Source organism: Arthrobacter sp. 05T47 (assembly GCF_056395825.1).
In genome coordinates, this window is record NZ_JBFTKG010000001.1 from 289,762 (window position 1) to 314,469 (window position 24,708).

General features: G+C 64.7%; 22 protein-coding genes. 15 read left to right on the top strand and 7 right to left on the bottom strand.

Going from position 1 to position 24,708, the window contains the following annotated elements; genetic code table 11:
* Positions 1-67 precede the first annotated feature (67 nt).
* Entirely contained in the window at positions 68-1,516 is a 1,449-nt protein-coding gene (locus AC1DEY_RS01305; RefSeq protein WP_476866422.1) for an MFS transporter, read from the top strand.
* A gap of 89 nt (positions 1,517-1,605) precedes the next feature.
* Here AC1DEY_RS01305 and AC1DEY_RS01310 read toward each other — a convergent pair whose 3' ends face one another.
* The 3 genes from AC1DEY_RS01310 to AC1DEY_RS01320 form a co-directional block, all read right to left on the bottom strand.
* Positions 1,606-2,085, bottom strand: a complete 480-nt coding sequence (locus AC1DEY_RS01310; RefSeq protein ID WP_476866423.1) for a DUF1801 domain-containing protein — start codon at positions 2,083-2,085, stop codon at positions 1,606-1,608.
* A 1-nt stretch (position 2,086) separates the two neighbouring features.
* Positions 2,087-2,524, bottom strand: coding sequence for a VOC family protein (locus tag AC1DEY_RS01315; RefSeq protein ID WP_441410974.1), 438 nt, complete (start codon positions 2,522-2,524; stop codon positions 2,087-2,089).
* A gap of 160 nt (positions 2,525-2,684) precedes the next feature.
* Positions 2,685-3,623 (bottom strand): LysR substrate-binding domain-containing protein, encoded by a 939-nt coding sequence (locus AC1DEY_RS01320; RefSeq protein ID WP_476866424.1) that lies wholly within the window; start codon positions 3,621-3,623, stop codon positions 2,685-2,687.
* A gap of 241 nt (positions 3,624-3,864) precedes the next feature.
* On the opposite strand from AC1DEY_RS01320, the gene AC1DEY_RS01325 reads away from it, so the two are divergent.
* From AC1DEY_RS01325 to moaA, 3 genes are all read left to right on the top strand, one after another.
* Complete coding sequence (locus tag AC1DEY_RS01325) at positions 3,865-4,983, top strand: PrpF domain-containing protein (protein WP_476866425.1); 1,119 nt, start codon at positions 3,865-3,867, stop codon at positions 4,981-4,983.
* Positions 4,984-4,995: 12 nt separating this feature from the next.
* Positions 4,996-6,444 carry an SLC13 family permease gene (locus AC1DEY_RS01330; protein ID WP_476866426.1) on the top strand — a complete coding sequence of 483 codons (1,449 nt, stop codon included), beginning with the start codon at positions 4,996-4,998 and terminating at the stop codon, positions 6,442-6,444.
* Positions 6,445-6,893: 449 nt separating this feature from the next.
* A complete protein-coding gene (moaA, locus tag AC1DEY_RS01335; protein WP_476866427.1) occupies positions 6,894-7,949 on the top strand; it encodes a GTP 3',8-cyclase MoaA in 1,056 nt (351 codons plus the stop codon).
* Positions 7,950-8,028: 79 nt separating this feature from the next.
* Here moaA and AC1DEY_RS01340 read toward each other — a convergent pair whose 3' ends face one another.
* Both AC1DEY_RS01340 and AC1DEY_RS01345 read right to left on the bottom strand, forming a co-directional pair.
* On the bottom strand, positions 8,029-8,577 hold the full coding sequence (locus AC1DEY_RS01340; RefSeq protein WP_476866428.1) for a COG4315 family predicted lipoprotein: 549 nt from the start codon (positions 8,575-8,577) through the stop codon (positions 8,029-8,031).
* A 315-nt stretch (positions 8,578-8,892) separates the two neighbouring features.
* Entirely contained in the window at positions 8,893-9,273 is a 381-nt protein-coding gene (locus AC1DEY_RS01345) for an EamA family transporter (protein ID WP_476866429.1), read from the bottom strand.
* A 63-nt stretch (positions 9,274-9,336) separates the two neighbouring features.
* Here AC1DEY_RS01345 and egtA point away from each other — a divergent pair, with 63 nt between their 5' ends.
* From egtA to egtD, 4 genes are read left to right on the top strand one after another with little or no spacing between them, the layout of a single operon-like run.
* Complete coding sequence (egtA, locus tag AC1DEY_RS01350; protein ID WP_476866430.1) at positions 9,337-10,629, top strand: ergothioneine biosynthesis glutamate--cysteine ligase EgtA; 1,293 nt, start codon at positions 9,337-9,339, stop codon at positions 10,627-10,629.
* A complete protein-coding gene (gene egtB, locus AC1DEY_RS01355) occupies positions 10,619-11,968 on the top strand; it encodes an ergothioneine biosynthesis protein EgtB (RefSeq protein ID WP_476866431.1) in 1,350 nt (449 codons plus the stop codon). The genes egtA and egtB overlap by 11 nt, the downstream gene beginning before the upstream one ends.
* Before the next feature lie 3 nt (positions 11,969-11,971).
* Positions 11,972-12,736: an ergothioneine biosynthesis protein EgtC gene (egtC, locus tag AC1DEY_RS01360; protein ID WP_476866432.1), complete on the top strand. Its 765-nt coding sequence runs from the start codon at positions 11,972-11,974 to the stop codon at positions 12,734-12,736.
* Positions 12,733-13,719 (top strand): L-histidine N(alpha)-methyltransferase, encoded by a 987-nt coding sequence (gene egtD, locus AC1DEY_RS01365; RefSeq protein ID WP_476866433.1) that lies wholly within the window; start codon positions 12,733-12,735, stop codon positions 13,717-13,719. The genes egtC and egtD overlap by 4 nt, the downstream gene beginning before the upstream one ends.
* Positions 13,720-13,760: 41 nt before the next feature.
* Here the strand turns inward: egtD and AC1DEY_RS01370 are convergent, their stop codons facing one another.
* Positions 13,761-14,939, bottom strand: a complete 1,179-nt coding sequence (locus AC1DEY_RS01370; protein WP_476866434.1) for an aminotransferase class V-fold PLP-dependent enzyme — start codon at positions 14,937-14,939, stop codon at positions 13,761-13,763.
* Positions 14,940-15,133: 194 nt separating this feature from the next.
* Positions 15,134-15,883: a formylglycine-generating enzyme family protein gene (locus AC1DEY_RS01375; RefSeq protein ID WP_476866435.1), complete on the bottom strand. Its 750-nt coding sequence runs from the start codon at positions 15,881-15,883 to the stop codon at positions 15,134-15,136.
* Positions 15,884-16,401: 518 nt separating this feature from the next.
* Here AC1DEY_RS01375 and AC1DEY_RS01380 point away from each other — a divergent pair.
* The 7 genes from AC1DEY_RS01380 (at position 16,402) to AC1DEY_RS01410 (ending at position 24,673) form a co-directional block, all read left to right on the top strand.
* Positions 16,402-16,785 carry a hypothetical protein gene (locus tag AC1DEY_RS01380; RefSeq protein ID WP_476866436.1) on the top strand — a complete coding sequence of 128 codons (384 nt, stop codon included), beginning with the start codon at positions 16,402-16,404 and terminating at the stop codon, positions 16,783-16,785.
* 144 nt (positions 16,786-16,929) lie between these two features.
* Complete coding sequence (locus tag AC1DEY_RS01385; protein ID WP_476866437.1) at positions 16,930-17,316, top strand: VOC family protein; 387 nt, start codon at positions 16,930-16,932, stop codon at positions 17,314-17,316.
* Positions 17,317-17,519: 203 nt separating this feature from the next.
* Positions 17,520-17,987, top strand: a complete 468-nt coding sequence (locus AC1DEY_RS01390) for a hypothetical protein (protein ID WP_476866438.1) — start codon at positions 17,520-17,522, stop codon at positions 17,985-17,987.
* 452 nt (positions 17,988-18,439) lie between these two features.
* Positions 18,440-19,159: a ZIP family metal transporter gene (locus AC1DEY_RS01395; RefSeq protein ID WP_476866439.1), complete on the top strand. Its 720-nt coding sequence runs from the start codon at positions 18,440-18,442 to the stop codon at positions 19,157-19,159.
* An 838-nt stretch (positions 19,160-19,997) separates the two neighbouring features.
* Positions 19,998-20,630, top strand: coding sequence for a DUF305 domain-containing protein (locus AC1DEY_RS01400; protein ID WP_476866440.1), 633 nt, complete (start codon positions 19,998-20,000; stop codon positions 20,628-20,630).
* A 460-nt stretch (positions 20,631-21,090) separates the two neighbouring features.
* Entirely contained in the window at positions 21,091-21,237 is a 147-nt protein-coding gene (locus AC1DEY_RS01405; RefSeq protein ID WP_476866441.1) for a lmo0937 family membrane protein, read from the top strand.
* A 175-nt stretch (positions 21,238-21,412) separates the two neighbouring features.
* A complete protein-coding gene (locus tag AC1DEY_RS01410; RefSeq protein ID WP_476866442.1) occupies positions 21,413-24,673 on the top strand; it encodes an ATP-binding protein in 3,261 nt (1,086 codons plus the stop codon).
* Positions 24,674-24,708 lie beyond the last annotated feature (35 nt).

The window sequence follows — 24,708 nt, forward strand, 5'->3', positions numbered from 1 at the left end:
AGGCACTGGCGTTACCCGGAAAGGCCGTGACTCCCGGCCCCTAAGGAATCAAGGTTGCATTGAAAACATGAAACCTGAACCTGCAACCGCTCCCCACCCGGCGGCGATCCTGGCGGTCATCCTCGTCAGCTACTTCATGATCCTGCTGGACAACTCGGTCATCTTCACTGCACTGCCGAGCCTGCAGGAAGACCTGCACCTGAGCACCGGTGAGCTCTCCTGGGTTCAGGATGCGTACACGCTGGTCTTCGGCGGCCTGCTGCTCCTCGGCGCCAGGGCAGGAGACCTGCTCGGCCGCCGACGGGTATTCGTGTTCGGGCTGGTGGTGTTCTCGATCGCGTCGCTGCTGATCGGACTGGCGCCGGCGGGCTGGTGGGCGATTGCCGGCCGCGCCGTCCAGGGTATTGGGGCTGCGATCGTCGCGCCCGCCTCGCTGTCCCTGCTCACGGCAAGCTTCCCGGAGGGCCGCGAGCGCACCCGGGCTGTCGCCCTGTACGGTGCCACCGCAGGGATCGGTGCCAGCCTGGGGCTGGTCATCGGCGGGGCGCTGGCCCACTGGATCGCCTGGCGAGCCGGGTTCTTCGTCAACGTACCTATCGGCGCCGCCATGATCATCCTCGCTCCGAAGTTCCTCCCCGAGACCGGACGCACCATTGGACGCTTCGACGTATTCGGCGCGCTCAGCGCGACCCTTGGTGTCGGCGCCCTGGTGTTCGGCATTATTAACACCGCTGTTGCGGGCTGGGAGTCGCCGGTCACGCTCGCAGGCGTCAGCGCCGGCGTCGTGCTCCTGATCGTGTTCGTTCTGATAGAACGCAGGGCCACCCAGCCCATCATGCCGCTGCGTTTGTTCGGGAGCCGCCGCCGCACCGGCGCCTACGTGGCGCGCTTTCTCTACCTGGGCGCAATGATCGCGTTCTTTTTCTTCACCACCCAGTTCCTGCAGGAAGTGCTCGGCTTCGACCCGCTGCAGGCCGGCATCGGATTCCTCCCAATGACGGCGGTCAACTTTGTCGTCGCGATGAGCATCCCGCGGCTCCTAGGCCGAATGCCGGGTTCGGTTGTCCTCTTGGCCGGAATCCTTCTCACCCTCGCCGGGATGTTCTGGCTCAGCCGAGCCGGCGTCGACTCCGCATACCTGACGGGGGTGGCCCTGCCGATGATCCTCATCGGTGCCGGTCAAGGCCTCGCGTTTGCGCCACTGACCTCGTTCGGCATCGTCGGCGCGCCCGCCGCCGACGCTGGCGCGGCATCGGGCTTGGTGAACACCTTTCATCAGGTGGGCACCTGCCTGGGCCTAGGCATTGCGGTCGCGGCCGCAGCCACCGTCCCGTCCGGGCCGGAAACTGCGCACCTGGCCGCGCAGGTCAGCGTCGCCCTCACAACGGGCAGCGCCCTCCTGCTCCTGGCCGCGGCAGTCGCTGCGGCGCTGATCCTGCCCGCAGACCTGGCTGCCCGCCGCCCTCGGACGTTGCCCGCGGCGCGGCCCGTGGCCCTGGCCGAGACCACCCGCTGAACCACCCACCCCGAAAGGCTGCCCGTCGATACCCTGATCAGCAGTGACTCCCCCCGGGCATGCGCTTAACGCGACCGCTTGCCCCGGGTTCAACTCCTATTGCCCCCAACGCCCGGCACGGACGCGACTTGCTTCATCCACGCCGCGATCTGGTGTTCGTCGATGGCGTCCAAGGACTCGAGCTCAACACCCCGCGTCGACTTGCCCATCCCCACCGGTGTCACCGGCGGTACAGGCTCGAGCGCCGCGCCATTGATAAACATGAGCTTGACATGGCCGGCAAAACCGCCGCAGCTGAAGCACCACCCGTCGCCGACGCCGTAGTACGACATGCCCCACTTCACCGAGCGCCGGAGGTCGGGCAGCGTCTTTGCCGCCAGCGCATCGATCGTTTCGGCGATGCCGCGCTGCGGCTGAGGCAGGCTCGCGATATATGCGAAGACCGGCTTGTCGCCGACCGCCGCTTTCGCGGGGCTGGCCCTGCCTGTCATGGCCTCCGGCAGAGCAGTGGCGGCATCGACAGGTGCCGCTGCGCCCGTGGCCGGCTTTTCGGCTTCCCCGATCCCCATGTCAGTCCTTCTTCAGTTCCTCGGCCAGCATCACGAGGATTCCGCTGGGTCCGCGAAGGTAGGTGAGTTTGTAGACGTCGCCGTAGGTCGCCACACCGCGCAGCGGACGGCAACCGTGCTTCGCGGCTATCTCAAGGGCTTTGTCGATGTCGTCGACCGAGAAGGCCACGCGGTGCATACCGATGTCGTTGGGGCGGGTCGGGTTGGACTCTATCGCTTTGGGGTGGATGTATTCGAAGAGTTCAAGTCGACCATGACCATCTGGGGTCTGGAGCATCGCAATGTTGGCGTGGTTGCCATCAAGCCCGACGGCGGTGTCAGTCCACTCGCCGCTGACCGTGTCACGGCCGACGACGGTGAGCCCGAGATCGGTGAAAAAGGCGATTGCTGCTTCGAGGTCACGAACGGCGATACCGACATTCTCAAGTTTGATGGCCATGCGTCGACGCTACCAAGGCGGACCGATTAGCTCCAGTGGCGGGCTGGGACTGGACTGACCACGCTCGGGGAGGGTTCTGCGGCCAAGCGGAGAAGAAGCAGAGCCCGGCTCGCGGTCCAAACGGCGGCTCCCAGTTCAGGATCTTCTTCCCGTCCTCGGCCTAGAGGTAGTCCCCGATGTGTTCGCGGGCGATTTCCAAGAGGGTGGATTGGAAAGCGACCTCTGCCGGGGCGTAGACCTTGTCCTGGCGCTGGGCCAGCAAAACCCGCCGCATGGGCGCGTCAGCACCGAGACTGAGGACCCTTACGTCCGGGTGTTGGAGGGCTACTGCGGTTTTGGGCACGATGGCCACGCCCATGCCGACGCTGACCATGGCCTGGGCCTCCTGGTAGTCGTTGGCCAGGAAGCCAATGGTGGGCTCGAACCCGGCGTCGTGGGCGGAGCGTTGGAGGACCTCGACCACCGGGTGGGCCTCCGCGCGAACTATCCACGACTCCTTGCGTAGCTCCTCCATCCTCACTTCATCCCGGTCGGCGAGTCGGTGCCCGCGCGCCACCAGGATCACGGTGCTCTCCTGGAAGACTTCCGTTACCCGGATGGAATCGTCGTGGAACCGATTCCAGGGATAGTCCCAGAGCAGGCACAGTCCGGTGACTCCAGACTCGAGGTCCGAGACAAGTTCGTCGAAACGCGCGCTGCGCACCGAGAGTCCAATTGCCGGGTAGCGCTTCTTGAAGGCGCGGATAACAAGGGGCAAAAATGATCCGGCGAGGGTGGGGAACGTGCCTACGGTCAAGGAACCGTGCCTGAGGCCGGCGATCTGGTCCAGGTCGGACTGGGCTGCCCGCATCTGTCCTATGATCTTGCGGGCGTGCCCGGCCAACACCTGGCCCGCCTCTGTGGGCGCAACCCCACGGGATCGGCGGTTGAGCAAGGGCTGCCCGACCTCTTGTTCAAGCTTCCGCAACTGCTGGGACACCGCTGACGGGGTGTACATCATCAAATCCGCCGCCGCAGTGATCGATCCCTGCTCGACAACCTCCACCAGCAGGGCCAACCGGCGGATGTCGAATAAATCCTGGCTCGCATCGTTAAGCAATGGTTAACCCTTCTGTCTGTTTGGTTCATTCTATGCAATCCCGGGCAATCCAGCGTGATCGAGGGAACGAAATCTCCCCAACAGGAGGCCAAGGAAGGGGGTAACGGACTTGCAATACCAGTGACTTAAGTATCACTAAATCCCCCCACAATAATTGAACATTGTCTTCATTTGTGATCTAGCTCATTCTGTTTTCAGGCGCCTGAACGTATGAGCGGCACTAAGAGATGTAGGGATCACGATGAAGTTGGAAGCTGAATGGATGCGCGGAGGCACCAGCAAGTGCTGGGTCTTCGAAACCGAGCACCTGGACGAAACCAGTACGAGCCTGGATGAGCTGCTTCCCCGGCTCTTCGGAAGTCCGGACCCCCGGCAAATTGACGGTGTCGGCGGAGCAACCTCGACAACGAGCAAGGCCATGATCCTTCGCCGACCCGCCAACGAGGACGTCGACGTCGAATTCACCTTCGCTCAGGTCGGCATCGAAGAGGCAGCAGTGGACTGGGGCAGCAACTGCGGCAACTGCTCCGCAGTTGTCGGCCTCTACGCCATCGAAAAGGGCTGGGTGATCCCCAGCGGGGATATCACCCGCATCGTCACCCGCAACACCAACACCGGGCAGATCATCATCCAGCGGGTCGCCACTCCCGCCGGCGCCCTGCCCATCGTTCCGGATGCTCAGATGCCCGGGGTTGCGTTCCCCGGCTACCGGGTCGGTCTCGGCTTCCAGGACCCAGCAGGCAAAACCACTGGAAACTTGCTGCCCACCGGCGAAGCGACTGACACGATAATGGCCGGCGGAACACGCTGGACTGTATCGATGGTCGACGCCGGAGCACCAGTAGTAATTGTCCGTGCCGAGGAGCTGGGCCTGGACACAGCCCGATACGACAGCTGGGTCGCCGGAGTGGAACTGCAACTGGAAACGTTGGAACACATCCGCCGGCAGGCGGCCGTTCGAATGGGTCTGGCGTTATCGGCCGCAGAAGCTGCCCGCGCCATCCCCAAGCTGGCCATTGTCGCCTCGCCCACCCAGTCGGACCCGGACTGCGACGTCAACGTCTTGATGCTCTCGATGGGAAAGCCCCACCCTGCATTGGCTATCACCGGCAGCATCGCGCTGACCCTCGCCGCACGGACCCCGGGCACCGTACTCAACAGCATCACCGTCGACACTCCGCGGCCCACCCTGAGACTACGGACTCCCGCGGGAGTGATCGAAACCTGGAGCGAGGAGCGCGACGGGTCCTTGCTGGTCGGCGTCGACCGAACGGCCCGCACTATCGCCACCACCATCATCCACCTCCCGGAAGCTCTCGGCAGCGCTGTCGAAGATTCACTAGCATCAGCAACTCAATGAGGAGCCAAGATCATGAATAAGACTATTTACCAACCCGCTCCCAAGGCAGAGAGCGAAATCCGGGAAAACCGTTCCAAGGGTCCCAATCGTCGGCGCCGTATCCTTCTGATATCGGTAGCCGCGATCGCGATCCTGGGTCTGGTCGCCCTCGTGTTCGGGGGTACCATTTTCAACCCGGCGGCCACCTCGGGATCGGAGCCGCCCATGACCGCTACACAGATCATCCCCCTGGTCATACTTGTCGTGATGTTCGTCGTCGCCACGAAATGGCCGCTGAACATCGGGGTGATGGGCCTGGTGGCATCGTTCGGCGTCGGCTATTTCATGCTCGGAATGAGCGACAAGGAGATACTCGCGGAATTCCCCGCCAGTATCGTTTTGACGATCATCGGGGTCACCTACTTCTTCAGCATGGCTCAGAAGAACGGGACCATAGACATCATCGTGCAGACTTGTGTGCGCCTCGTCAGGGGTAAGACACTGCTGCTCCCCTGGGTATTCTTCCTCTTGGCTGCCGCATTGACTTCGTTGGGCACCTTCTCCCCCGCCGCCGTCGCACTTCTCGCACCCGCTGCCATCGGCTTCGCCTACGAATCGCGCATCCATCCCGTACTCATGGGTGCGTTCATCATCAACGGAGCCCACGCCGGAGGGTTCTCCCCGCTGTCGGTTGCCGGCGTTCTGGTACACGACATCGCACTGAAGAATGGCTTTCCCATCTCCCAGGGCGCACTCTTTGCCGCCAGCTTCGCCCTGAACCTCATCCTGACGGCACTGACCGTCGTACTGTTCGCCCTCCTGGGCAAGCTGCGGGACGGCGAAGGCGCCCAGTACCTCGACGTTGACGGGGCCCGCACCAGCCGTCCCCACGGCCAGCAAATCCTCACCCTCCTGTTGATCCTTGCGATGCTTGTCTGCACACTGGGCTTCCACATGCCGATCGGCTTTGTAGCGCTCTCCGCCGGCCTTCTCCTGGCGCTGATCAACATCAAAGAACACCGGACCTTCATCGGCGGTATCTCCTGGTCCACCGTCCTGCTGGTGGCCGGCATGATCACCTACGTTTCCCTGCTCCAGCACGTCGGTGTCATCGATACCCTTGCAGAGCGAGCCCTCGCCCTGGGCGCACCCATGCTGATCGCCCTGGTCCTGTGCTACGTAATCGGTGTGGGCTCGGCCTTCGCCTCCTCCACGGCATTACTGACCGCATTCATCCCCCTTGCTGGTCCCCTGCTGGCATCCAGTTCGCTGAGCGCCTCCGGAACGGTCGCGGCACTCGCCATTGCCGCCACCGTCGTGGATGTTTCGCCCTTCTCCACCGACGGCGCACTCGTTGTCGCCAACGCCCGCGAAAACGACCGCCAACGCGTCTACAAGCAGCTGATGTTCTACGCCGGCGGAGTGGTCCTCGTAGCTCCGGCACTGGCCTGGGCCCTGCTCGTACCCACCGGCATCATGTAGCCGGATCCCGCGCCTCGGGCAACGGCCCGTCAGCAACCTGACGAGCCGTTGCCCGTCCCGGCAAAACCCACCAAAGCGTCCACGGTCACCGCACATCCACGATGGGCAAGATCCGAGGACACGCAACATGCCGCCGGACTCAACGTCCGGCACGCGCGCTGCCGTTCCCGCACTCCATCGCAACAGGTAGCCCGAAAGACGGGCGCGGGAACTGCGCAGCATGCGAGGGAGGCAGGGCGACCACGACGTCACCCTGCCTCCTCCCACAACTGTCCCCAGATACTGGCTAGATCTCACGTCGGGGTGTTGGAGGGCTACTGCGGTTTTGGACACCATGTCATCGAAACCGTTCCGTGGCATTCAACCCGACCCATTGTGAGCGCCTGGAGCGGGGCATACGCTGAAGGTTACAGGCGGTTGGCACTACTACCGCTTGGAGAGGGCGATGCATGGACGCCATTCCCATCACCGACACGTTTCGCCGGCCTCTGCGGGACCTGCGGATTTCCGTCACGGACCGGTGCAATTTCCGTTGCGTTTACTGCATGCCCAAGGAGATTTTCGGCAGGGATTTCGTTTTCATGCCCCGGGACCAGTTGCTTTCGTTTGAGGAAATCACCCGGCTGGCGTCCATCGCCGTCGCGCATGGGGTACGGAAGATCCGGTTGACCGGCGGGGAACCCCTGCTGCGGAAGGACATTGAGGTATTGGTCCGGATGCTGGCGGGTTTGCGCACCCCTGACGGGCTGGCGCCGGATCTGGCCATGACAACGAACGGCTCGGTTCTGGCGCAGAAGGCACAGGTCCTCAAAGATGCCGGGCTGAACCGTGTGACGGTGTCCCTTGACTCCCTCCGGGAGGAGACCTTCCAAGCAATGAACGACGTCGGTTATCCCGTGGCCAAAGTCCTGCACGCGGCAGAGGTCGCCCAGGCCACCGGTCTGGGGCCGGTGAAAATCAACATGGTGGTCAAGCGTGGGACGAATGACCAGGACATTCTTGATATGGCGAGGCATTTCAAGGGATCCGGGGTTATCCTGCGGTTCATTGAGTACATGGACGTGGGTGCGTCCAACGGCTGGAAAATGGACGAGGTGGTGCCCTCCGCCGAGGTCCTGGCCCGCATCAACGCAGTGTTCCCGTTGGAGGCAGTGGCGCCCAACTACCCCGGCGAGACGTCGGACCGCTGGCGCTACGCCGATGGCAGTGGCGAAATCGGAGTCATTTCCAGCGTGACGCAGGCCTTTTGCCGAGGCTGCACGCGGGCCCGGCTCTCCGCCGACGGAAAGCTGTTCACCTGTTTGTTTGCCACAGCCGGCACGGATCTGAGGGCACTGCTGAGGGGCGGCGCGTCCGACGTCGAGCTTTCCGCTGCATTGTCAGCCCTCTGGGGCGGTCGCACGGACCGCTACTCGGAACTGCGCCGGGCCCACACCCCCCAAGCGAATACCCCCGAGACCCTATCCGCCGCTCACAAGATCGAGATGTCGTACATCGGCGGCTAGCCGGGCCGACCCCGCCCGTTAACTCCAGCCCAACAACACCGGCCGCTTACGATCAGTGACCCTATGCCAGGTCGGCGGCTCAGTACCCTGAGATTGAACTTGCTACCTTGCCACCGTCCGGCGCAACAGCCCACCAGGTTCCACCGACTCCCTGGCCCTTCACATCTCCGGCTGCAGCGTCGTTCGCGTAGGTGTACACCGGCAGGCCGTCGACGGTCACCTGCATCGTTCCGTCGTCCCGACTGATGGTTCCAACTATGCCCGTGACGCCTGTCACCGGTGGCGTCGAGGACGTGGCCCTGACCGCGGGCCACATCCCCGAGCAGTCGGCATTGCAGGCACTCTTGCCCGAATTCGCCGTGTCCTTGTCGAACACGTAGACGGTCATTCCCTTGTCATCAACCACGACGCTGCCCAGGGAAGTGCTGGCTGTCTTGAGGACCGGCACGGCGGACTGGCCGGGGGTCGGCGTCGCCGAGCCGGAGGCTGCCCCCGCACCGGCCGACGAAGAACCGGACGATGACGTGCCCGGCCGGTACGCCCCGCCGCCCGGCGACGGCCCGCACCCGGTGAGTGCGGCCAGCCCCACCGCACCCGCAAGGACTACAAGCCCGATGCCCTTTTTCATGATCATTTCCTGACTTCAGTATCCGCAGGCCGAATCTACTGGCCCCGCTGATCACACGTAGCCGGAGGCGGCCAGGTTCACCGGGCCGGCAAGCAGTTACCCGGTGCGTAGGGTCCGAGTCCGTTCCGGCTGCCCGAGCCCAGCAGCTGTTGTAACGGCGTAGACCGGCAACGCGCCGACAAGACGCTCTCGGGAGCCAACACGGAGGTCTGAACGGTAGTGGAGTCAGAGTCCTCCGTGGCCTGTTCCGTCGGGGCAAACAGGGAATTCGGGCATAGCCAGTCTGCTGGATTCATTTGGCGGGAGGACGGTCGACTACTTCTGCCCTTGGCCGATGAGATCGGAGTCGATGCGGGCGCCGTCGTGTTCGCGGGAGCGCGGTTGCCGGCGGCCACCGCGCTGCGCCGCAGCGCCGGCGAGGACAACAAGCACGATGCCCCCGAATTGGGTAAGCGAGGGCTGCTGATGCAGCACGAACAGCCCGAGGATCACGCCGATGGCGGGCTCGAGGGCCCTCAGGGTACCGAACGCGGTCGGCGTCATCCGGCGCAGGGCACGCATCTCGAGCGCCATTGGCAGCACCGGCATCAGGACGGCCAGACCGAGGGCGGCGGCGAGGACACTGGCGGCGGCCCGTCGGGAAGACCGTCCTGTCGCCCCTGTGGAAGCGCTTGCAAGTGGCTGAATCGTTGACAAGGCAGAAAGGGGGCTGTTTAGCTTGCTGCCTGAAGACAACCGCCGCGGAAGGAATGGTGTGGCGTGAGCTCTGCATGGCTGCCCGGGCGTGTCATCCGCCCGCTCACCGAGTCCGATGCCGAGGTGTATGTGGCGTCGGTGTGCTTCAAGACAGGGCCGCCGGGTCCTGCCGGAGTGGAGGTCGAGCGACTGGTCCACGATGTCGCGAACCACAGGCTCCCGGTGCCCGTTGCACGGGTCAGCGAGGCCGTGGCGGCGTCGGCGGAACCGTTGCCTGGCGGAGGCGTGATCACCTTTGAGCCGGGAGGTCAGCTGGAAATCAGCTCCGCCTGCGCGGCTGATCTTGCGGCGCTAGTCGCGGCGACACGCGCAGACCTTGCCGCCGTTGAGGCCCTGCTTGCGGACGGCGGCCTTTGCTTCGGCTCATTGGCGCTGGACCCCAACCGGCCGCCCTTGCGGTCACTGGATCATCCTCGCTACGCCGCGATGGAGCATCATTTTGACCGCAGCGGCCCTGCCGGGCGCACGATGATGTGTTCCACGGCTTCCCTGCAAATTTCCCTGGACGCCGGATTCGACAGCCCAGGCACCGCCGGCGCCAATCAACGATGGTCCCGCCTGCACAATCTGCTGCCGGTCCTCGTTGCCATGTTTGCCAACTCCCCGTTCCTTCACGGCGTCCCCAGCGGCTGGCACAGCAACCGTCAGCGTATGTGGCTGGCCACGGATCCGACCCGGACCGCCGCGGTCCCTAGCGCCGCGGACCCCCGCCTCGCCTGGGCACGCTACGCACTCGATGCACTCGTGCTCTGCATTCCCTCGGAGACGGCTTCCTGGAAAGCTCCGCCCGGGCTGACGATGCGAAACTGGCTTCGCGGGGACGGCCCGAGGCCCGTCACGCTGGATGACCTGACTTACCACCTGACAACCCTGTTCCCGCCTGTCCGGCCACGGGGGTTCCTGGAGATCAGGGTGATCGATGCACAGGAAGGCAGCGATTGGGAGACGGTCACGGCCATGGTGACTGCGCTCATGGACGATGAACGCGCAGCCGACCTCGCTGAAGAGGCCTGCGCCCCGCTTGTTTCCCTATCCGATCCGATCAGGACGGCGGCCCGTGACGCGCTGGCGGCTCCTGCGCTCGCCTCCGCAGCCCTCGGCTGCGCCGAGGCCGCGCTGATGGCATTGCCCCGATTGGGAGCCGACGCCGCCACGAGATACCGGGCAGAAGATTTCGTTGACCGCTACACGGCGCGGGGCCGGAGCCCTGCGGACGAACGAGTGGACCGGTGGCAAAGAACCGGCAGCTATTTTTGTTCGCCAGAGTATGAGAAGGGTTCCGAAAATGCCAGATAACCTTCCCGGGTCCGACATCGATCCGGAAACTCTCAGGACGCTCATCGCCGACGGGCTGGAAAGGGCACGGAAACGGACGCATGCGCTGACGGAGTGCGACGAGGAAGACCTGCTGAAGCAGCACTCACCGCTGATGTCGCCGCTGGTCTGGGACCTGGCGCATGTCGGCAGCCAGGAGGAAATCTGGCTGGTGCGCGACGTCGGCAATATGGAGCCGGTGCGGTGCGACATCGACCAGATGTACGACGCTTTCGAGCATCCCCGCAGCGCCAGGCCCTCGCTGCCGCTCCTCTCGCCGGAGGAGTCCCGAAAGTACCTTGCCCAAGTGCGCACCAAAACACTCGACATCCTGGACCGGATCCCCTTGGAAGGCCAGCCGCTGGTGGATCGGGGCTTCGCATTCGGGATGATCATCCAGCACGAGCAGCAGCACGACGAGACGATGCTGGCCACGCACCAGCTCCGCGTGGGCGCCCCGGTCCTGCAGGCCCGGCCGTTGCCGGCCGACGTCCTGCCTCCGGACCGGTCCTCCCTGGCCAAAGAGGTGCTGGTCCCTGCCGGGCCGTTCATGATGGGGACTTCAGTGGAGCCGTGGGCACTGGACAATGAACGGCCAGCCCATGAGATTCATGTACCGGACTACTGGATCGACACCGTTCCCGTCACCAACGGCGCCTACCGGTCTTTCATCGACGACGGCGGCTACAACGACCCGCGCTGGTGGACGGCCCAGGGGTGGAACCACGTCAGGGAAGCCGGGCTGGCAGCACCCAAGTACTGGGAACGCAACGGTCACCAGTGGTTCAGGACCAGGTTCGGCGTCGTTGAACCGGTGCCCGAGGACGAGCCGGTGCAGCACGTGTGCTGGTTTGAAGCGGACGCCTACGCCCGCTGGGCCGGGCGCCGGCTTCCAACGGAGGCAGAGTGGGAAAAGGCTGCGCGGTACGACCCCCGGTCGGGACGCTCGCGCCGCTACCCCTGGGGCGACGAAGATCCTTCACCTCATCACGCGAACCTTGGCGGGTCAGCGCTCCGGCCGTCGCCCGCCGGCTCCTACCCGGGAGGAACATCACCGCTGGGAGTGCGCCAGCTCATCGGTGATGTCTGGGAATGGGTCTCCAGTGACTTCCGCCCGTACCCCGGTTTCAACGCCTTCCCGTATCGGGAGTACAGCGAAGTGTTTTTCGGATCTGATTACAAGGTGCTGCGCGGCGGGTCCTGGGCGGCTGACCCGGCCGCGTGCCGGGGGACATTCCGGAACTGGGACTACCCGATCCGCCGGCAGATTTTTGCCGGGTTCCGCACAGCGCGCGACGCCGCACCAGCCGAGGTGCATTAGCCCATGTGTCGCCATCTGGCGTACATCGGATCCCCGATGCCGCTCGCGGAGCTGCTGCTCACCCCCGGCCATGGGCTGCTAACTCAGTCGTGGGCGCCCAGGCGTCAGCGTAACGGGACGGTAAACGCCGATGGTTTCGGCGTCGGCTGGTACGCCCCGGGCGATCCCCTGCCTGCCCGTTACCGCCGCGCCATACCGATCTGGGCGGACAGGTCATTCGCCGACGTCGCCAGAGTTACCTCAAGCCGGGCCGTTCTCGCGGCCGTCCGATCCGCGACATCGGGGATGACCCAGGAGGAGTCAGCTGCTGCCCCGTACGCGAGCGGCCCCTGGCTTTTCAGCCACAACGGACGCGTCGAGGGCTGGCCGGACGCGTTGGAAGGTCTGGCCGCGGCGCTTCCGACGTCGCGCTTGCTGGCACTCGAAGCCCAAGTCGACTCCGCCCTGCTCTGGGCCCTCGTCCTCGAACAGCTCGCCGCCGGGGACAGCGCCGGCGATGCGCTGACGCACGTAGTCCGCAGTGTCACCGCCGCCACCAGTGCCCGGCTGAACTTTCTGCTCACCGACGGCACGCACATCGCAGCCACAGCTGCCGGGGATACCCTTTTTTGGCGAACCGGCCCCGGGAGCGTCGTGGTGGCCAGCGAACCATCCGACGACGGCCCCGGCTGGCACGAAGTGCCCGACAACTGCCTCCTGACCGCAACCGCAGATCACGTCGACATACGTCCGATTTCCAACCTCACGAAGGAACAGGTGGCCCCATGAGCCTCTCCACCGAACGCTCCGAAATCATTCACCACCTGCCTCCGGACCACCTGGGGCGCAGCCTGCGCGCCGATGTGCGCGCCGGACTCACAGCATCGCCAAAGACGCTGCCGCCCAAGTGGTTCTATGACAAGCTCGGCAGCGAACTGTTTGAGCGGATCACCGAGCTGCCGGAGTACTACCCGACGCGGGCCGAACGTGAGGTGCTGGAGCTCTACTCAGCGGAGATGGCGGCTGCGAGCCCTGCAGAGACGCTGATCGAGCTCGGGTCCGGATCTTCCCGGAAGACCCCGCTGCTGCTCAACGCCCTCAGGAAGACCGGATCCCTCCGCCGCTACGTTGCCGTGGATGTCAGCGACACCGCACTGCTGGATGCCCAAAGCGAATTGGCTCCGGCCTTTCCCGACCTCAAACTGCAGGCTGTGGCCGCGGATTTCGAGACCCAGCTGCACCTTCTGCCACGGACGGGACGCCGCATGATCGCGTTCCTCGGCGGTACCATCGGCAATCTTGAGCCTGAGGCCAGGGCCCGCTTCCTCGCGGACGTCCGCGAGTTGCTCGGCGACGACGGCGGCTCGCTGCTGCTCGGCACGGATCTGGTGAAATCACCACACATCCTGGTTCCGGCGTACGCCGACGCGGAAGGAGTCACCGCCGAGTTTAACCGGAACGTGCTGCGCGTCCTCAACGCCGAGCTGGGTGCCGACTTCGACGTGATGGCCTTTGAGCACGTGGCGGTATGGAGGCCCCAGGAGGAGTGGATCGAGATGCGGCTGCGCGCCAGCAGACCAATGCTGGTCCGACTCCCCGGAGTGGCCATGGACGTCCATTTCCACGAGGGTGAGGAACTGCGAACGGAGATTTCGGCCAAGTTCCGCCCCGAGGGCGTGGTTGAAGAGGTCGAAACAGCGGGGTTCGCCGCCGTCGGGCAATGGACCGACCGGCAGAACCGCTACGCCATGACCCTGGCCGAAGCCGTCTAGGCTGGCCGGTGAACGGGTACCGTCAGGTACCCCCGCGACGTTCACCGAAGGAAGTCGACCAGTCGCTGTAGCTCGCTCTCGGTGTTGTAGTAGTGCACCGAGGCCCGCACCACCATGTCCTCCCCCGGCCACCTGCCTGCGGGAAGTGTCTCGGCCCGGACAGATGGGGGCGCCACGGAGACATTGATCCGTTCATCCGCCAGCCGGCTCCTGATGTTCCGGGCGTCGCTTCCCTTCACCGAAAACGTGACGATGCCGCACCGGATGATCCCGCGGTCATGGACAGTGACCGCGGGAACCGCCGCCAGGTCGCCCCTCAGCCGCTCCGCGAGCGCGGCAACACGCTCCTGAACAGCGTCCAGCCCCAGGGCCAGGGCGTAATCTGCTGCCCGGCCCAGGCCCAGCCGTCCGGCGGCACTGGCCTCCCAGCTCTCAAATCGCCGGGCATCGCCGCGAATTTCAAAGCCCCCGGCACCGGTCGGAACGGCGGAATGCCCGTCCAGCATGGCCGGCTCAAGCCGGTCCATGACTCCAGCGCGCACATAGAGGAAAGCGGTGCCGCGTGGTCCGCGCAGGAACTTCCGCCCCGTGCCCGCCAGAACGTCGCAGCCCAATGACTGCACGTCCAACGGCATCTGGCCCACCGACTGGCATGCGTCGAGCACAAACATCACCCCGGCAGCGCGGCAGCGTTTGCCAACCTCCGCCGCCGGATTTACCAGTCCGTTGGCCATGGGCACATGGGTCAGGGCCACCATGGCCACGTCTCCGCGCTCAAGCTCCCGCTGCAGGTGCTCCACGTCAACCTGCCCGTGGGAATCGTCGTCGAGCACCACAACCTGCAGATCATGACGACGCGCAAGGTGCCGCAGCGCAATGACGTTGCCGGCATATTCGGTGTGTCCGATCAGCACGCGGGTTCCGGAGACGAAAGGGAAGCTGTACACCGCCGCCGCCCAGGCACGGCTGCCGTTTTCGGCCAGGGCTATCTCGTTGGGCCCGGCCCCGATCAGCCGGGCCACCGAGGAGTACACGCCCTTCAGCCGATCATCAGCCTCCTCCGCCGCCTCATAGCCGCCGATCTCTTCCTCACGGCGCAGATGAGCCACCACGGTTTCCAATACGGGACTGGGGACCAGCGAACTTCCCGCATTGTTCAGATGGGACACGCTCAGGGCACCACGGGTCTGCTGGCGCACCGCTTCGACATCAATTGGCATAACCCACATCCTGCCGCACTTGTGCCTGCATGTAATCCCGGCCCCGGCCGCCATCGTGGCTGCTTCTCATTGGTCATGAATCCGGGGAAAGGTCTTCAAGAAATCCGGTCTCTCGAGGTGTTCAACGTCCGCGCCAGCCAACCCGAGCTGCCGGGCAGTAACGTGACCCGCTAGGCCCGCACACAACCTCGGCCTTACATGTCTTGCCGCGGGGTCCAACCGGCGGGGCGTGGGCCCGGCGTTTGGGCGCGCTCACGATCGGTGCGAGCGGACCACCCCTGCACCGTGTCGCCGCCAGTTACGGCTCCCCGAGCGATCCGGAACCCCACATCCTCGTGATGCATATCGGGGGCACCGCCGCGCCGGACCGAGGCTCGTACGCTCCACGCCTCATCAGCAAAGCCCCCACCCCGGAACACGCGATACTCTCCATACCGAGCGGGATCGAGGAAGTCCCAGCACCACTCCCAGGTGTTGCCGAGCGTGTCGAACAAGCCGAAGGTATTGGGTCGTTTCATGCCCACGATTTGCGGACTCAACACGCCGTCGGCCGCGGTCCATGCGACTTCGCCAAGATCGCCGTAGCGCGGCCCCGACGTCCCCGCCCGGCACGCATGCTCCCATTCCGCTTCGGTCGGGAGCCGGTAGCCCGGACGCTCCGGGTGCCACTCCGCCTCGCCATTGTCCAGCGTGTACGCAGCAGGCAGACCCGCGAGTGCAGAAGCCTCGTTGCAGAAACGAATCACATCCCACCAGGTCAGGTCTGTTGCAGGCCGGCGGGATATGGACGGCGCCAGCCCTGACACGCGCGCGTGGAGTTCTTCAGTCACGGGGACGCACCCGATTTCAAATGGCACGAGATCCACACTCCACCTGCGCTGACGTCGGGCGTCGTGCAGCGAGACGGTACCCCCTGCCAATTGCACAAGTCCGAAGTCGATCACTGTCCGATCATTTCATCCGGCAATGCTGAGTTCATCCTTGGACAGTGCGTGGCGCCGCCCTTGCCGCTGCCCGGGGACGCGAAACTATCAGGGTTGTCAGTGCCCATAGTCCCTTGACGCATGGCAAGCACCGGAGCAATGTTCACACGAGAGCCATGCCTCTGATGGCCGATAGCCGTCCGGGCCCAGCCCTCGTGCCGCGACAACCGGGTGCACAACGGACCACAATGCATCCCTTGTGCTCTTCCCAGGCGGAGCCGCCTGCGGTCAACCTCGGGGGCGCTTCGGTGACCTCTTGGACAGGAGAAGTAAGGATGGATCTCGAGCATCCGCCCCCGGGCCCAAAGACGGTAACGGCGGTTAGGGCCGCCAAAGACGCTGCGCGGGCATCCATTTCCGCGTCGCGGAAGAAAGTTTCGTACGGCGCCCAGGACCGCAGAGGACCACTCCTGTGGAATTCAGGCCTGGAAAGGCTCACCAACCGAACCCGCCGGCCGGGACAGCCAGCCGATGCTGGCATGAACCTGTTCTACGAGGACCTTGAGTGGAATCCCCTCTTTGGCCCGGGCGATCCCTCGGGGATCATTCCGAGGGACACGGACAAGGTTCCGCCTGGAAATATGGCCAATGCGGGAGGGCTGATACTGCCCTGGTGCTCGAATTCAAAAGAGGTCCGCCAGAGGGCCATTGTTGTGTACCGCCTTGGGGAGGACCTGGATACGATCGAAGATCCCCTCACGTATGTCTTCCAGTATTACTGGGACAACGTGGGGTACTTCTTGCCGGCCACCTTTGGGTCTTTCGACGAGAAGATCTCTATGGGTGAGGGGCCCAGCTCATCTCTCAATGTGGACTTCATCCTCGGTCCTGCAGGAGACCTGGTTGCCAGGGCATGGGCGTAGGGTCCTGGCTGAAGTGGCACGGCCCTGCCAATCACTTGGCGGCAACCCTGCCCGCCTCCGACACTGCACTTCCCCCGCTCTCTTGAATTCTTCCGGGGGCTGGACGTCAGATGGTGTCTGACAACCACACCCAAGGAGGCCACCATGACGGTCACTTTCAACCACACCATCATCTACGCAACAGACAAGCGCCGTTCGGCGACGTTCCTGGCCAACGTACTCGGGCTGCCGGAACCCCAACCTATGTGGTCTTTCATGACCGTACCGCTTGACCATGGAGTAGCCCTCGATTTCGCTACGACGGACCGGCCCATCTCCCCGCAGCACTACGCCTTCCTGGTCAGCGAGGAGGACTTCGACGGAATCTTCGCAAGGATCCAGGCCCAGGGCATCCCCTACTGGGCAGACCCTGGACGGTCCCGCCCGCACCAGATCAACCACAACGACGGCGGACGCGGCGTCTACTTCGCGGATCCTGACGGACATTTCCTCGAGGCGATCACGCGTCCGTATGGATCGGGTGCTGCATGATCCACCCCCGTGCGGGTTTTTCGCGAAGACCTTCGCCCACTTAGCCTCAATCTCCTTGTCCTCCACCACGGCGTCGCCCTTGAGCACTATGCCTTGCCGACCTTTTCCGTTGTAAACAGCACCTGAGTCCCCGCGGGCACCCCCTCCGGGCGAGCCCCCTGCCCCTCGTCACTCGCCCCCTTGCGGATCGGTAGGCTAAGCCCATGGCATTGGGGCATGCGGCGCAGCCGCGGGCAGTCCGGTCCCACAGAGTGGTCCTGGATGCGTACGCGTTGATCAAGGGTTGGCTCATCGCCACCTCGCTGTGGGTGGGCGTGCTACTTCTTCTGGTGGCGGCAGGCTATGGTGTGCCCGCCTCGCGCGACGGCACCGACGCTGGCCACGTGTGGGGCTTATTGGGCATGGTGGTTTTTTATGGCTTCGGAGTTTCCCTGGTGTTTGCGGCGCCACTGGCCTGGGTGTTGGCTTACCTTTTGCGCCCGGTCCGTTATCAATGGATCCACATCGGAGCCTTTTTCGCGGTGCCCACCCTCGTATTCTGGCTGCTGGGAAGCGTCCTGGGTCTCGGCTGGCAGCCCTGGTTGCTGATCCCATGGGCAACCGTTGGCGCAGCGGCAGCCATCGGCCGTTGGGCAATCCGCAAAGACGTCCTTGCAGCTGACCCGGCCTGACCGCTCGCTGCAGGATCCCTCTGCGGACGGGAGAAAAGCGGCAGCACTAGAGCAGCGAAGCTGTTTTGGTGTGGGAGACAGGGCTTTCACTCGATGTTGTAGTCCTTCGACTGTTTCAAGTCATCGCCTTTCCAAGTGATGCGGAGAACGCTCTCGTCGCCACCGAAGATGTGGGCTCTTCGACCGATGCAAAGTCACCCCTTCAACCTCCTGCGTTCCCGTGTTCGTCATCTAGTTACCCCAGCAGTTCGATCATGGGCTGGAAGATGGTCTCCGTATGGGCCCGGTTCTCTGCAAGGGGCTGCTGTCGCCCTGATGCTCGGCCCCTTCCTCCGGGACCGGAGCGCAGTTTCCAGACCGCTGCGCCTCGCGCGCGGCCCTTGCCATTCCCGTGGCCGTTCGGGATGATGCCTAGGCACGGGGCTTTAGTGCCTAAGCCGAAAGGGGCGCCGATGCTGCAAGCATTTGGCTGGGGTCTGCTTGCCGGGTCCTCGTACTTCCTGGGTGGACTGCTCGCCCTGCGGTGGCGCGTTGGCAACAGCATCCTGCTCGGCATCCTGACCGGGCTCGGTGCCGGCGCCCTGCTCTCGGCCGTCGCTTACAAGCTCGTGGCGGAGGCGGGGCGGCTGGCCGGCGGGAGCGGTTATGTCGGGGTGGGACTGATCGGCGGGGCCGTGGCGACGGCGTGGGTGGTGACGGGTGCCGTGCGAGGCCGGCGGCTGTCCGAACCTCCCGTCCACGAGCCCAGGTTCCTAGTGATCGGGCTGTCCGTGGTCGCCGAAGCGGTTGTTATCACCGGGGCGCTACTCGGCGGCTACGGCATCAGCGCCGCGGTGCTTGCCGCTGTCTTCCTCTGCGGCGTGCCCGAGGCCATGGCCGACACCGAACCGCTGCGCAAGTCAGGCATGACCACCCGCCACGTTATGTCCGCCTGGCTGGCCATGACGCTCTTGTGCGCAGCGTCGGTGGCCATCTTCACAGTGCTGCTTCAGGCCGCCCGGCCCGAGGTGGTAGCCTTCTCGCTCGCCTTCGCCGGCGGCGGCGTCCTGACGAACGTAACGACCCGCATGGTGCCGGAGGGGCTCCGGGACGCCGGCGCCGCCACCGGCATCGCGATCGCCGTCGGATTCGGCCTCTCCTACGCCCTTGTGGAGATCCTCGGCGAGCACTGAGGCCGTGATCCTTGCGGTGGGCGATGACAGGTTCCATCACGCTGCCACATCCCGGACCGCGAGGACAGGGAATGATGGGAGTCATCGAAGTCCGCTAGGCACCGGCAGCACGTGTCCCGACGACGGCCCGGCCAACGCCCAGCCTGTAGCCTTAGCCTGTCCGACGTCCGACACTACTATCCGGAGGGAAAACAGCGTGGCCGCAGCTTTCATGAACCATGCCACAGCTGCCCTCCGCCGCGGATTCCTAGTGATGGGCGTTCTTGCCGTCGTGGCCGGATTCCTCGGGATGCACATCATGACGGGAATACATGGCGCCCATGCCATGACTGGGGTGACTTCCTCCACGGAATCTGCGGGGACGTCCTCCCAAACGGCACAGAGCCTCGCATCACATCCTGGCGCCCATGACCTGAGCGCCGTTACAACCGCCAATGACTCCATTGCGCCGCCCCGTGCGACCCCGCCGGGTCCCGGCCTGACGGGCAACAGCCGAACGGACGAGCCGTCGGCGACGTGCGCGTGCGAATCGAGCTGCACCGACCCTGCATCAATGCACTCGGCCTGTGTGCCCTCGGCGGCCGGGACCTCCCTGGCCGCGCCCCCACCGGGCGCGGCACCCACGTCCATCCACACCCCGGACCTGTGCGGAAACGACGCCGCCCGAAAATACTCTTATATGCCTGCGAGTCCTTCACCAGGCGATCTGTCCATCAGTCGGACGTAAGACCGGACCGCGCCGTGTCATGCCCGGCGCCCCCACTTACCCGACACGTTACCGCGCGGTATTCCCGCAGCGCTGACGTGTCATCCGCAGGCGCGCAACAGCGCCAATTTGATGATTGAAGGACTTATCACCGTGAAGAAGACCCTGACCATTTCTGCCCTGGCCATCGCCGCCGCCCTCGCCCTTGCCGGCTGCGCCGGCAACTCCGGAAGTACACCCACCAGCGCCATGCCGGGTATGGGCAGCGGCGGCATGGGCATGTCGTCAAGCTCAGCCCCCGCAACCGCGGACCACAACGCCACCGACACCATGTTCATCCAAGGGATGATCCCGCACCACACCCAGGCCGTGGAAATGAGCGACATGATTCTCAAGAAGCAGGGAATGGATGCGCGGATCACCGCGCTGGCCACGAAGATCAAGGCCGCGCAGGCGCCCGAAATCGAGCAAATGACGGTATGGCTCAAGACCTGGAACGAACCCACCCAGATGGCCGGCGGTCATGGCATGGGCGACGGGATGATGGGCGATGACGACCTGAAGAAGCTCGACGCCGCCCAGGGCACCGAAGCGGCCAAGCTGTTCCTGACCCAGATGATTGCCCATCACGAGGGGGCGGTGATGATGGCCAAGACTGAAAGCAGCCAAGGCAAGAACCCCGAAGCCATCCAGCTGAGCAAGGGGATCGTGACCGCTCAGGAAGCTGAAATCCAGGAAATGAAGGATCTGCTGGCGGCCCTCTAACCAGCGTCGGGCCCCCGTCCGCCGTCGGACCGGGGCCCGACCAGGTCCCACACGTCGACCAGAACGGCGATCTTGGCAGCGATGTCTGCCATCGATTCTTCGTCAGTGTTCAAGCCGCTTCGCGAGCCGAGCAAGGGACCGACCCCTCGGTGAGGGTGCCTCAAGCCCTATACGTGACAACCGCTTATTGTTTTCCATTTCCAAGAACCCGGTCCTGACATAGGGTGAAGCGCACCACGCGATACTTGCGTGGGCCTCTGGCCGGAATCACGAACTGGATCCTGGGAAATGGATGCGCATCAGGGTTGATCAAAGCGGTAGATACGACGAGGAGACGTGCCGGTACCGTCACTCAACGCGGCTCTGACCGTCACGTCATTCCCGCCGTGCGCCAAAATTTGCAGACCGGCCGAGACGCAAAATCAGCACGTCCATCCGCAGACACACAAGGGAGACTCTCATGTTGCTTTGGATAGCCATCATTATCGCCGTTCTCTGGCTTCTCGGATTGCTCGGCGGCATCGGCGGGGGGCTCATTCACTTGCTTTTGGTTATTGCCGTCGTAGTTCTGATCTTCCACTTCATCCGCGGCAGGTCTCGCACCTAAATACGCCGAAAGCGTTTGCCAGCGCCTGGATTCGGTCGTCGTCGGCGATTGGCTGCTGTGGTTCTGGCGGTTTGCTTGCCAGTGGTGGGCCGCTCACAGAGTGCGCCAAGGCAGCGTGCGTGTGGGAAATTTCGTTGTTCGACAACGCGGGTAGGCGGGCGGATACTGAAGAACCATGAAGCCTACCCAAAGCGGGTTGCGCATCCAGCTTCTCGGCTCGTTCACCGTGTACGTCAACGGGAACGCCGTCGAGAACAGCCACTGGCGGCTGCACAAGGCAAAGGCCGTGGTGGCGATGCTGGCGTTGGCGCGTGGTCAGCGCGGCCGGCGCGAGCAGGTACTGGACCGCCTATGGCCTGACATGGAGCCGGTGGCCGCCGCACGGAATCTGCATCAGACCCTGTACGTCGCTCGACGTACGCTCGCCAGCGCTGGAGCCGGCAGCGACGGCCTGCTCGCAGTCCGCGGTGAAGTGGTGGTGCTGGATGACACTGGCCCGGTCGATGTCGATGTCCTGCAGTTCGAGCGTTCTGCCGCGGCAGCGTTGGCTGCAGGTGTCGAGGCAAGCCTGCGCGATGCAGCCGATTTGTATGGTGGTGACCTTTTGCCGGAGCTGCCGGATACGGATTGGCTGACGACACGCCGCGATGAGCTCCGGGAAATCCACTGCGAAGTACTGGTGAAACTGGCGTCCACGGTGGCGCAGCGCGCGCCGGAGGAAGCGTTGGTCATCCTCACCCATGCGCTCGAATCCGATCCCATCCACGAGGGGGCTGTGCGCGCGCAGATGATGGTGCTGGCTGGGATGGGCCGGCGGTCGGAAGCTTTGGCACGATATGAGCGGCTGGTCGACGAACTCCTCGACGCGTTCGGGACCGACCCGGACACCCGGACGACCGGACTGTTTCGGGAGTTGTTGACCGGCTCGCCGCCCGAGGAACGCCTCCACCAGCCCACCGGCGTGACCGGCAACGACGATGCCATCGGTTATCTGCCATCCCCGTTGACAAGCTTCATCGGGCGCGAGCGTGAGCTCGTTGACGTCGAGCGCCTGATGGGCCATGCTCGCTTGCTCACCCTCACCGGGGCTGGCGGCAGCGGCAAGACCAGACTGGCATTGGAGGCTGCGAAGACAGTACGTCCTGAGTACGTGGACGGAGTCTGGTTTGTCGACCTCGCGGCCGTCGGGGAGTCGCTGCTGGTGGCCGATGCCGTAGCCGAGGTCCTCGGGTTGGATTCCGGCGCGGCACCAAACCGCGTGCAAGCGCTGGTCGACCAACTGCGGCGACGCTCGCTGCTCCTTGTGCTGGACAACTGCGAACACCTGCTGGCGGCCTGTGCGCAACTCGTCGTCGCACTACTCGACGGATCCCCTGGGGTTAAAGTGCTGGCCACCAGCCGGGAGCCACTCCATGCCGACGGGGAGTACACCTACCGGGTGCCGTCGTTGCCCCTGCCCCTGCAGACCGACGGTCTCGACCTGGCCGTGCTGGGCCGTCTGCCCTCTGTCCGGCTTTTCGTTGAGCGGGCAGCGCAAGTCCGGCCGGGTTTCGCTCTCGACGCCGACAACGCGCAGGGGGTGACAGAGTTGTGCCGGCGGCTCGACGGGATGCCACTGGCCCTGGAATTGGCCGCGGCCAGAACCGCCGTACTCGAACCCGCCGAGATCGTCCAGAGATTGGGCGATGCTTTGTCCATGCTCGGCGGGGGAACCAGCGGCGTCACGCGGCACCAGACGCTGCGTGGCACCTTGGAATGGAGCCACGAACTGCTTACCAAACCGGAGCAGGTTCTGCTGCGCCGGCTGTCCGTGTTCGCGGGAGGTTTCACCCTCGACGCCGTGGCAGCAGTCTGCGCCGACGCGCCCCTCCAGCGGATCGAACTGCTCGACCTGTTGGCCAAGCTGGTGGACAAGTCCTTGGTGGTCACCGAAAGAAGGGGCGCCGAGACCCGATACCGGCAATTGGAGACGGTCCGCCAGTTTGGCCACGAGAATCTCGATCATGCAGGTGAGGCGGCTCAACTGGCGGCCGCGCATTGCGCCTACTTCCTTGCCGTCGCCGAATCCCACAATCCCGAACGGGCCACCGGGGTGGTCATCGAACAGCCGAAGGTGCTCGACCGCGAGCACGACAACCTGCGCGCTGCGCTGCGCTGGTCGTGCGCCCACGAGCCCGAGACCGCGCTCCGGCTCGCCGCCAGCCTGTGGCGGTTCTGGTTCGTCCGCGGTCACGCGGTCGAGGGAGCACGTTGGGTCGAGCGTGCCTTGACGGTGGCTCCCGACGCGACCCGGTCCCGCGCGGCCGCCCTAATCGGCCTGACCGGGCTGGACAGCCGGCAGGGCCGCGCAGATCGGCATCGGGCGCTCGGAGCGGAGGCCCTGGCAATTATGCGGGAGATCGGCAACCCTGACGAAGTGGTGATGGCCCGGCTCATTGAGACCTCGCTCGCCTGGAGCACTTTCGACTTGGAAGAGGCCGAACAGCTGGCAGCCGACGTGCACACCGAGGCGGTCGAGGGTGGCAGACCCGAACATTGCGCTGCCAGCAGTTGGCTGCTCGGCCAGTGTGCGTTGTCCCGGGAGGACGGACCACTCGCCGCCCGTCACCTAAACACCTGCCTGAGCGAACTCTCACAGTCTGGCACCAGCACTCCACCCTTCCTGCCGGTAATCACGCCCAGCCTGCAACTTGTCCCGATTGCCGGACGGTTGGTCCCCTGCGTCGAGGAGACCCTGCTGTTGGGCCGGCGGGTTGGCGTTGTCCAAGCCAAAGGCTACGTGCTGTCCGCGATCGGCTACGCGGCCAGGCTTTCGAGAGACACGCAGTCTGCGATATCCGTCATCACGGATGCAGCCGAACATTTCGCCGAGTTAGGAGATGACCTTGCTAGGGCGCAAACACTTCATCAACTTGGCTGCATTCTGCGCGACTGTGGCGACTACAGTGCGGCCGATGAGGCCCTGTCCTTGGCGCGGGAGTTGCGGCTCGGCCTGGGCGACCGGCGCGGCGAGCTGCTGACCGAGATCAATATCGCCCTGCTCCGCGCCATGGGTGGTGACATCGACCGCGGCCTGACAGACGCTCGGCTTTGCCTCTCAGGGTTCGAGTCCGCGGGAGATCAGGTGGGGATGGGCGCCACGTTGACCATTCTCGGTGCCGCCGAACTGATCTCTGGGGAGGTCCGGGCGGCGCGGGAAATGTACAGGCAGGCAGCGGAAAGGGTCGCCCCGTGGCGGCGACACACTGGCTGGCAACGGTTGATGGTCGCAGAACTATCCAACGAGCTCGGCGACCCACATCGGGCGGCCCGCGAAATTGACAGGGCTGGGGCGATTTTCGACCAAACGAGATGCCTCATCGCCGGTCAGCGGCTGGCCGCACTGCGCAGGCGGGACTCGGATGATGATGTTGAGACGGCGTTGAGTGCTCGTTGAGGACGGTTCACTAGCGTTATTCCTGGATCTGGCAA

Excerpts from the sequence above, each read along its gene's own strand:
- AC1DEY_RS01305 (WP_476866422.1), top strand. The coding sequence starts at position 68 with ATGAAACCTGAACCTGCAACCGCTCCCCACCCGGCGGCGATCCTGGCG.
- AC1DEY_RS01310 (WP_476866423.1), bottom strand. The coding sequence starts at position 2,085 with ATGGGGATCGGGGAAGCCGAAAAGCCGGCCACGGGCGCAGCGGCACCT.
- AC1DEY_RS01315 (WP_441410974.1), bottom strand. The coding sequence starts at position 2,524 with ATGGCCATCAAACTTGAGAATGTCGGTATCGCCGTTCGTGACCTCGAA.
- AC1DEY_RS01325 (WP_476866425.1), top strand. The coding sequence starts at position 3,865 with ATGAAGTTGGAAGCTGAATGGATGCGCGGAGGCACCAGCAAGTGCTGG.
- AC1DEY_RS01330 (WP_476866426.1), top strand. The coding sequence starts at position 4,996 with ATGAATAAGACTATTTACCAACCCGCTCCCAAGGCAGAGAGCGAAATC.
- moaA (WP_476866427.1), top strand. The coding sequence starts at position 6,894 with ATGGACGCCATTCCCATCACCGACACGTTTCGCCGGCCTCTGCGGGAC.
- AC1DEY_RS01340 (WP_476866428.1), bottom strand. The coding sequence starts at position 8,577 with ATGAAAAAGGGCATCGGGCTTGTAGTCCTTGCGGGTGCGGTGGGGCTG.
- egtB (WP_476866431.1), top strand. The coding sequence starts at position 10,619 with ATGCCAGATAACCTTCCCGGGTCCGACATCGATCCGGAAACTCTCAGG.
- egtC (WP_476866432.1), top strand. The coding sequence starts at position 11,972 with ATGTGTCGCCATCTGGCGTACATCGGATCCCCGATGCCGCTCGCGGAG.
- egtD (WP_476866433.1), top strand. The coding sequence starts at position 12,733 with ATGAGCCTCTCCACCGAACGCTCCGAAATCATTCACCACCTGCCTCCG.
- AC1DEY_RS01370 (WP_476866434.1), bottom strand. The coding sequence starts at position 14,939 with ATGCCAATTGATGTCGAAGCGGTGCGCCAGCAGACCCGTGGTGCCCTG.
- AC1DEY_RS01380 (WP_476866436.1), top strand. The coding sequence starts at position 16,402 with ATGAACCTGTTCTACGAGGACCTTGAGTGGAATCCCCTCTTTGGCCCG.
- AC1DEY_RS01385 (WP_476866437.1), top strand. The coding sequence starts at position 16,930 with ATGACGGTCACTTTCAACCACACCATCATCTACGCAACAGACAAGCGC.
- AC1DEY_RS01390 (WP_476866438.1), top strand. The coding sequence starts at position 17,520 with ATGGCATTGGGGCATGCGGCGCAGCCGCGGGCAGTCCGGTCCCACAGA.
- AC1DEY_RS01395 (WP_476866439.1), top strand. The coding sequence starts at position 18,440 with ATGCTGCAAGCATTTGGCTGGGGTCTGCTTGCCGGGTCCTCGTACTTC.
- AC1DEY_RS01400 (WP_476866440.1), top strand. The coding sequence starts at position 19,998 with ATGATTGAAGGACTTATCACCGTGAAGAAGACCCTGACCATTTCTGCC.
- AC1DEY_RS01405 (WP_476866441.1), top strand. The coding sequence starts at position 21,091 with ATGTTGCTTTGGATAGCCATCATTATCGCCGTTCTCTGGCTTCTCGGA.
- AC1DEY_RS01410 (WP_476866442.1), top strand. The coding sequence starts at position 21,413 with ATGAAGCCTACCCAAAGCGGGTTGCGCATCCAGCTTCTCGGCTCGTTC.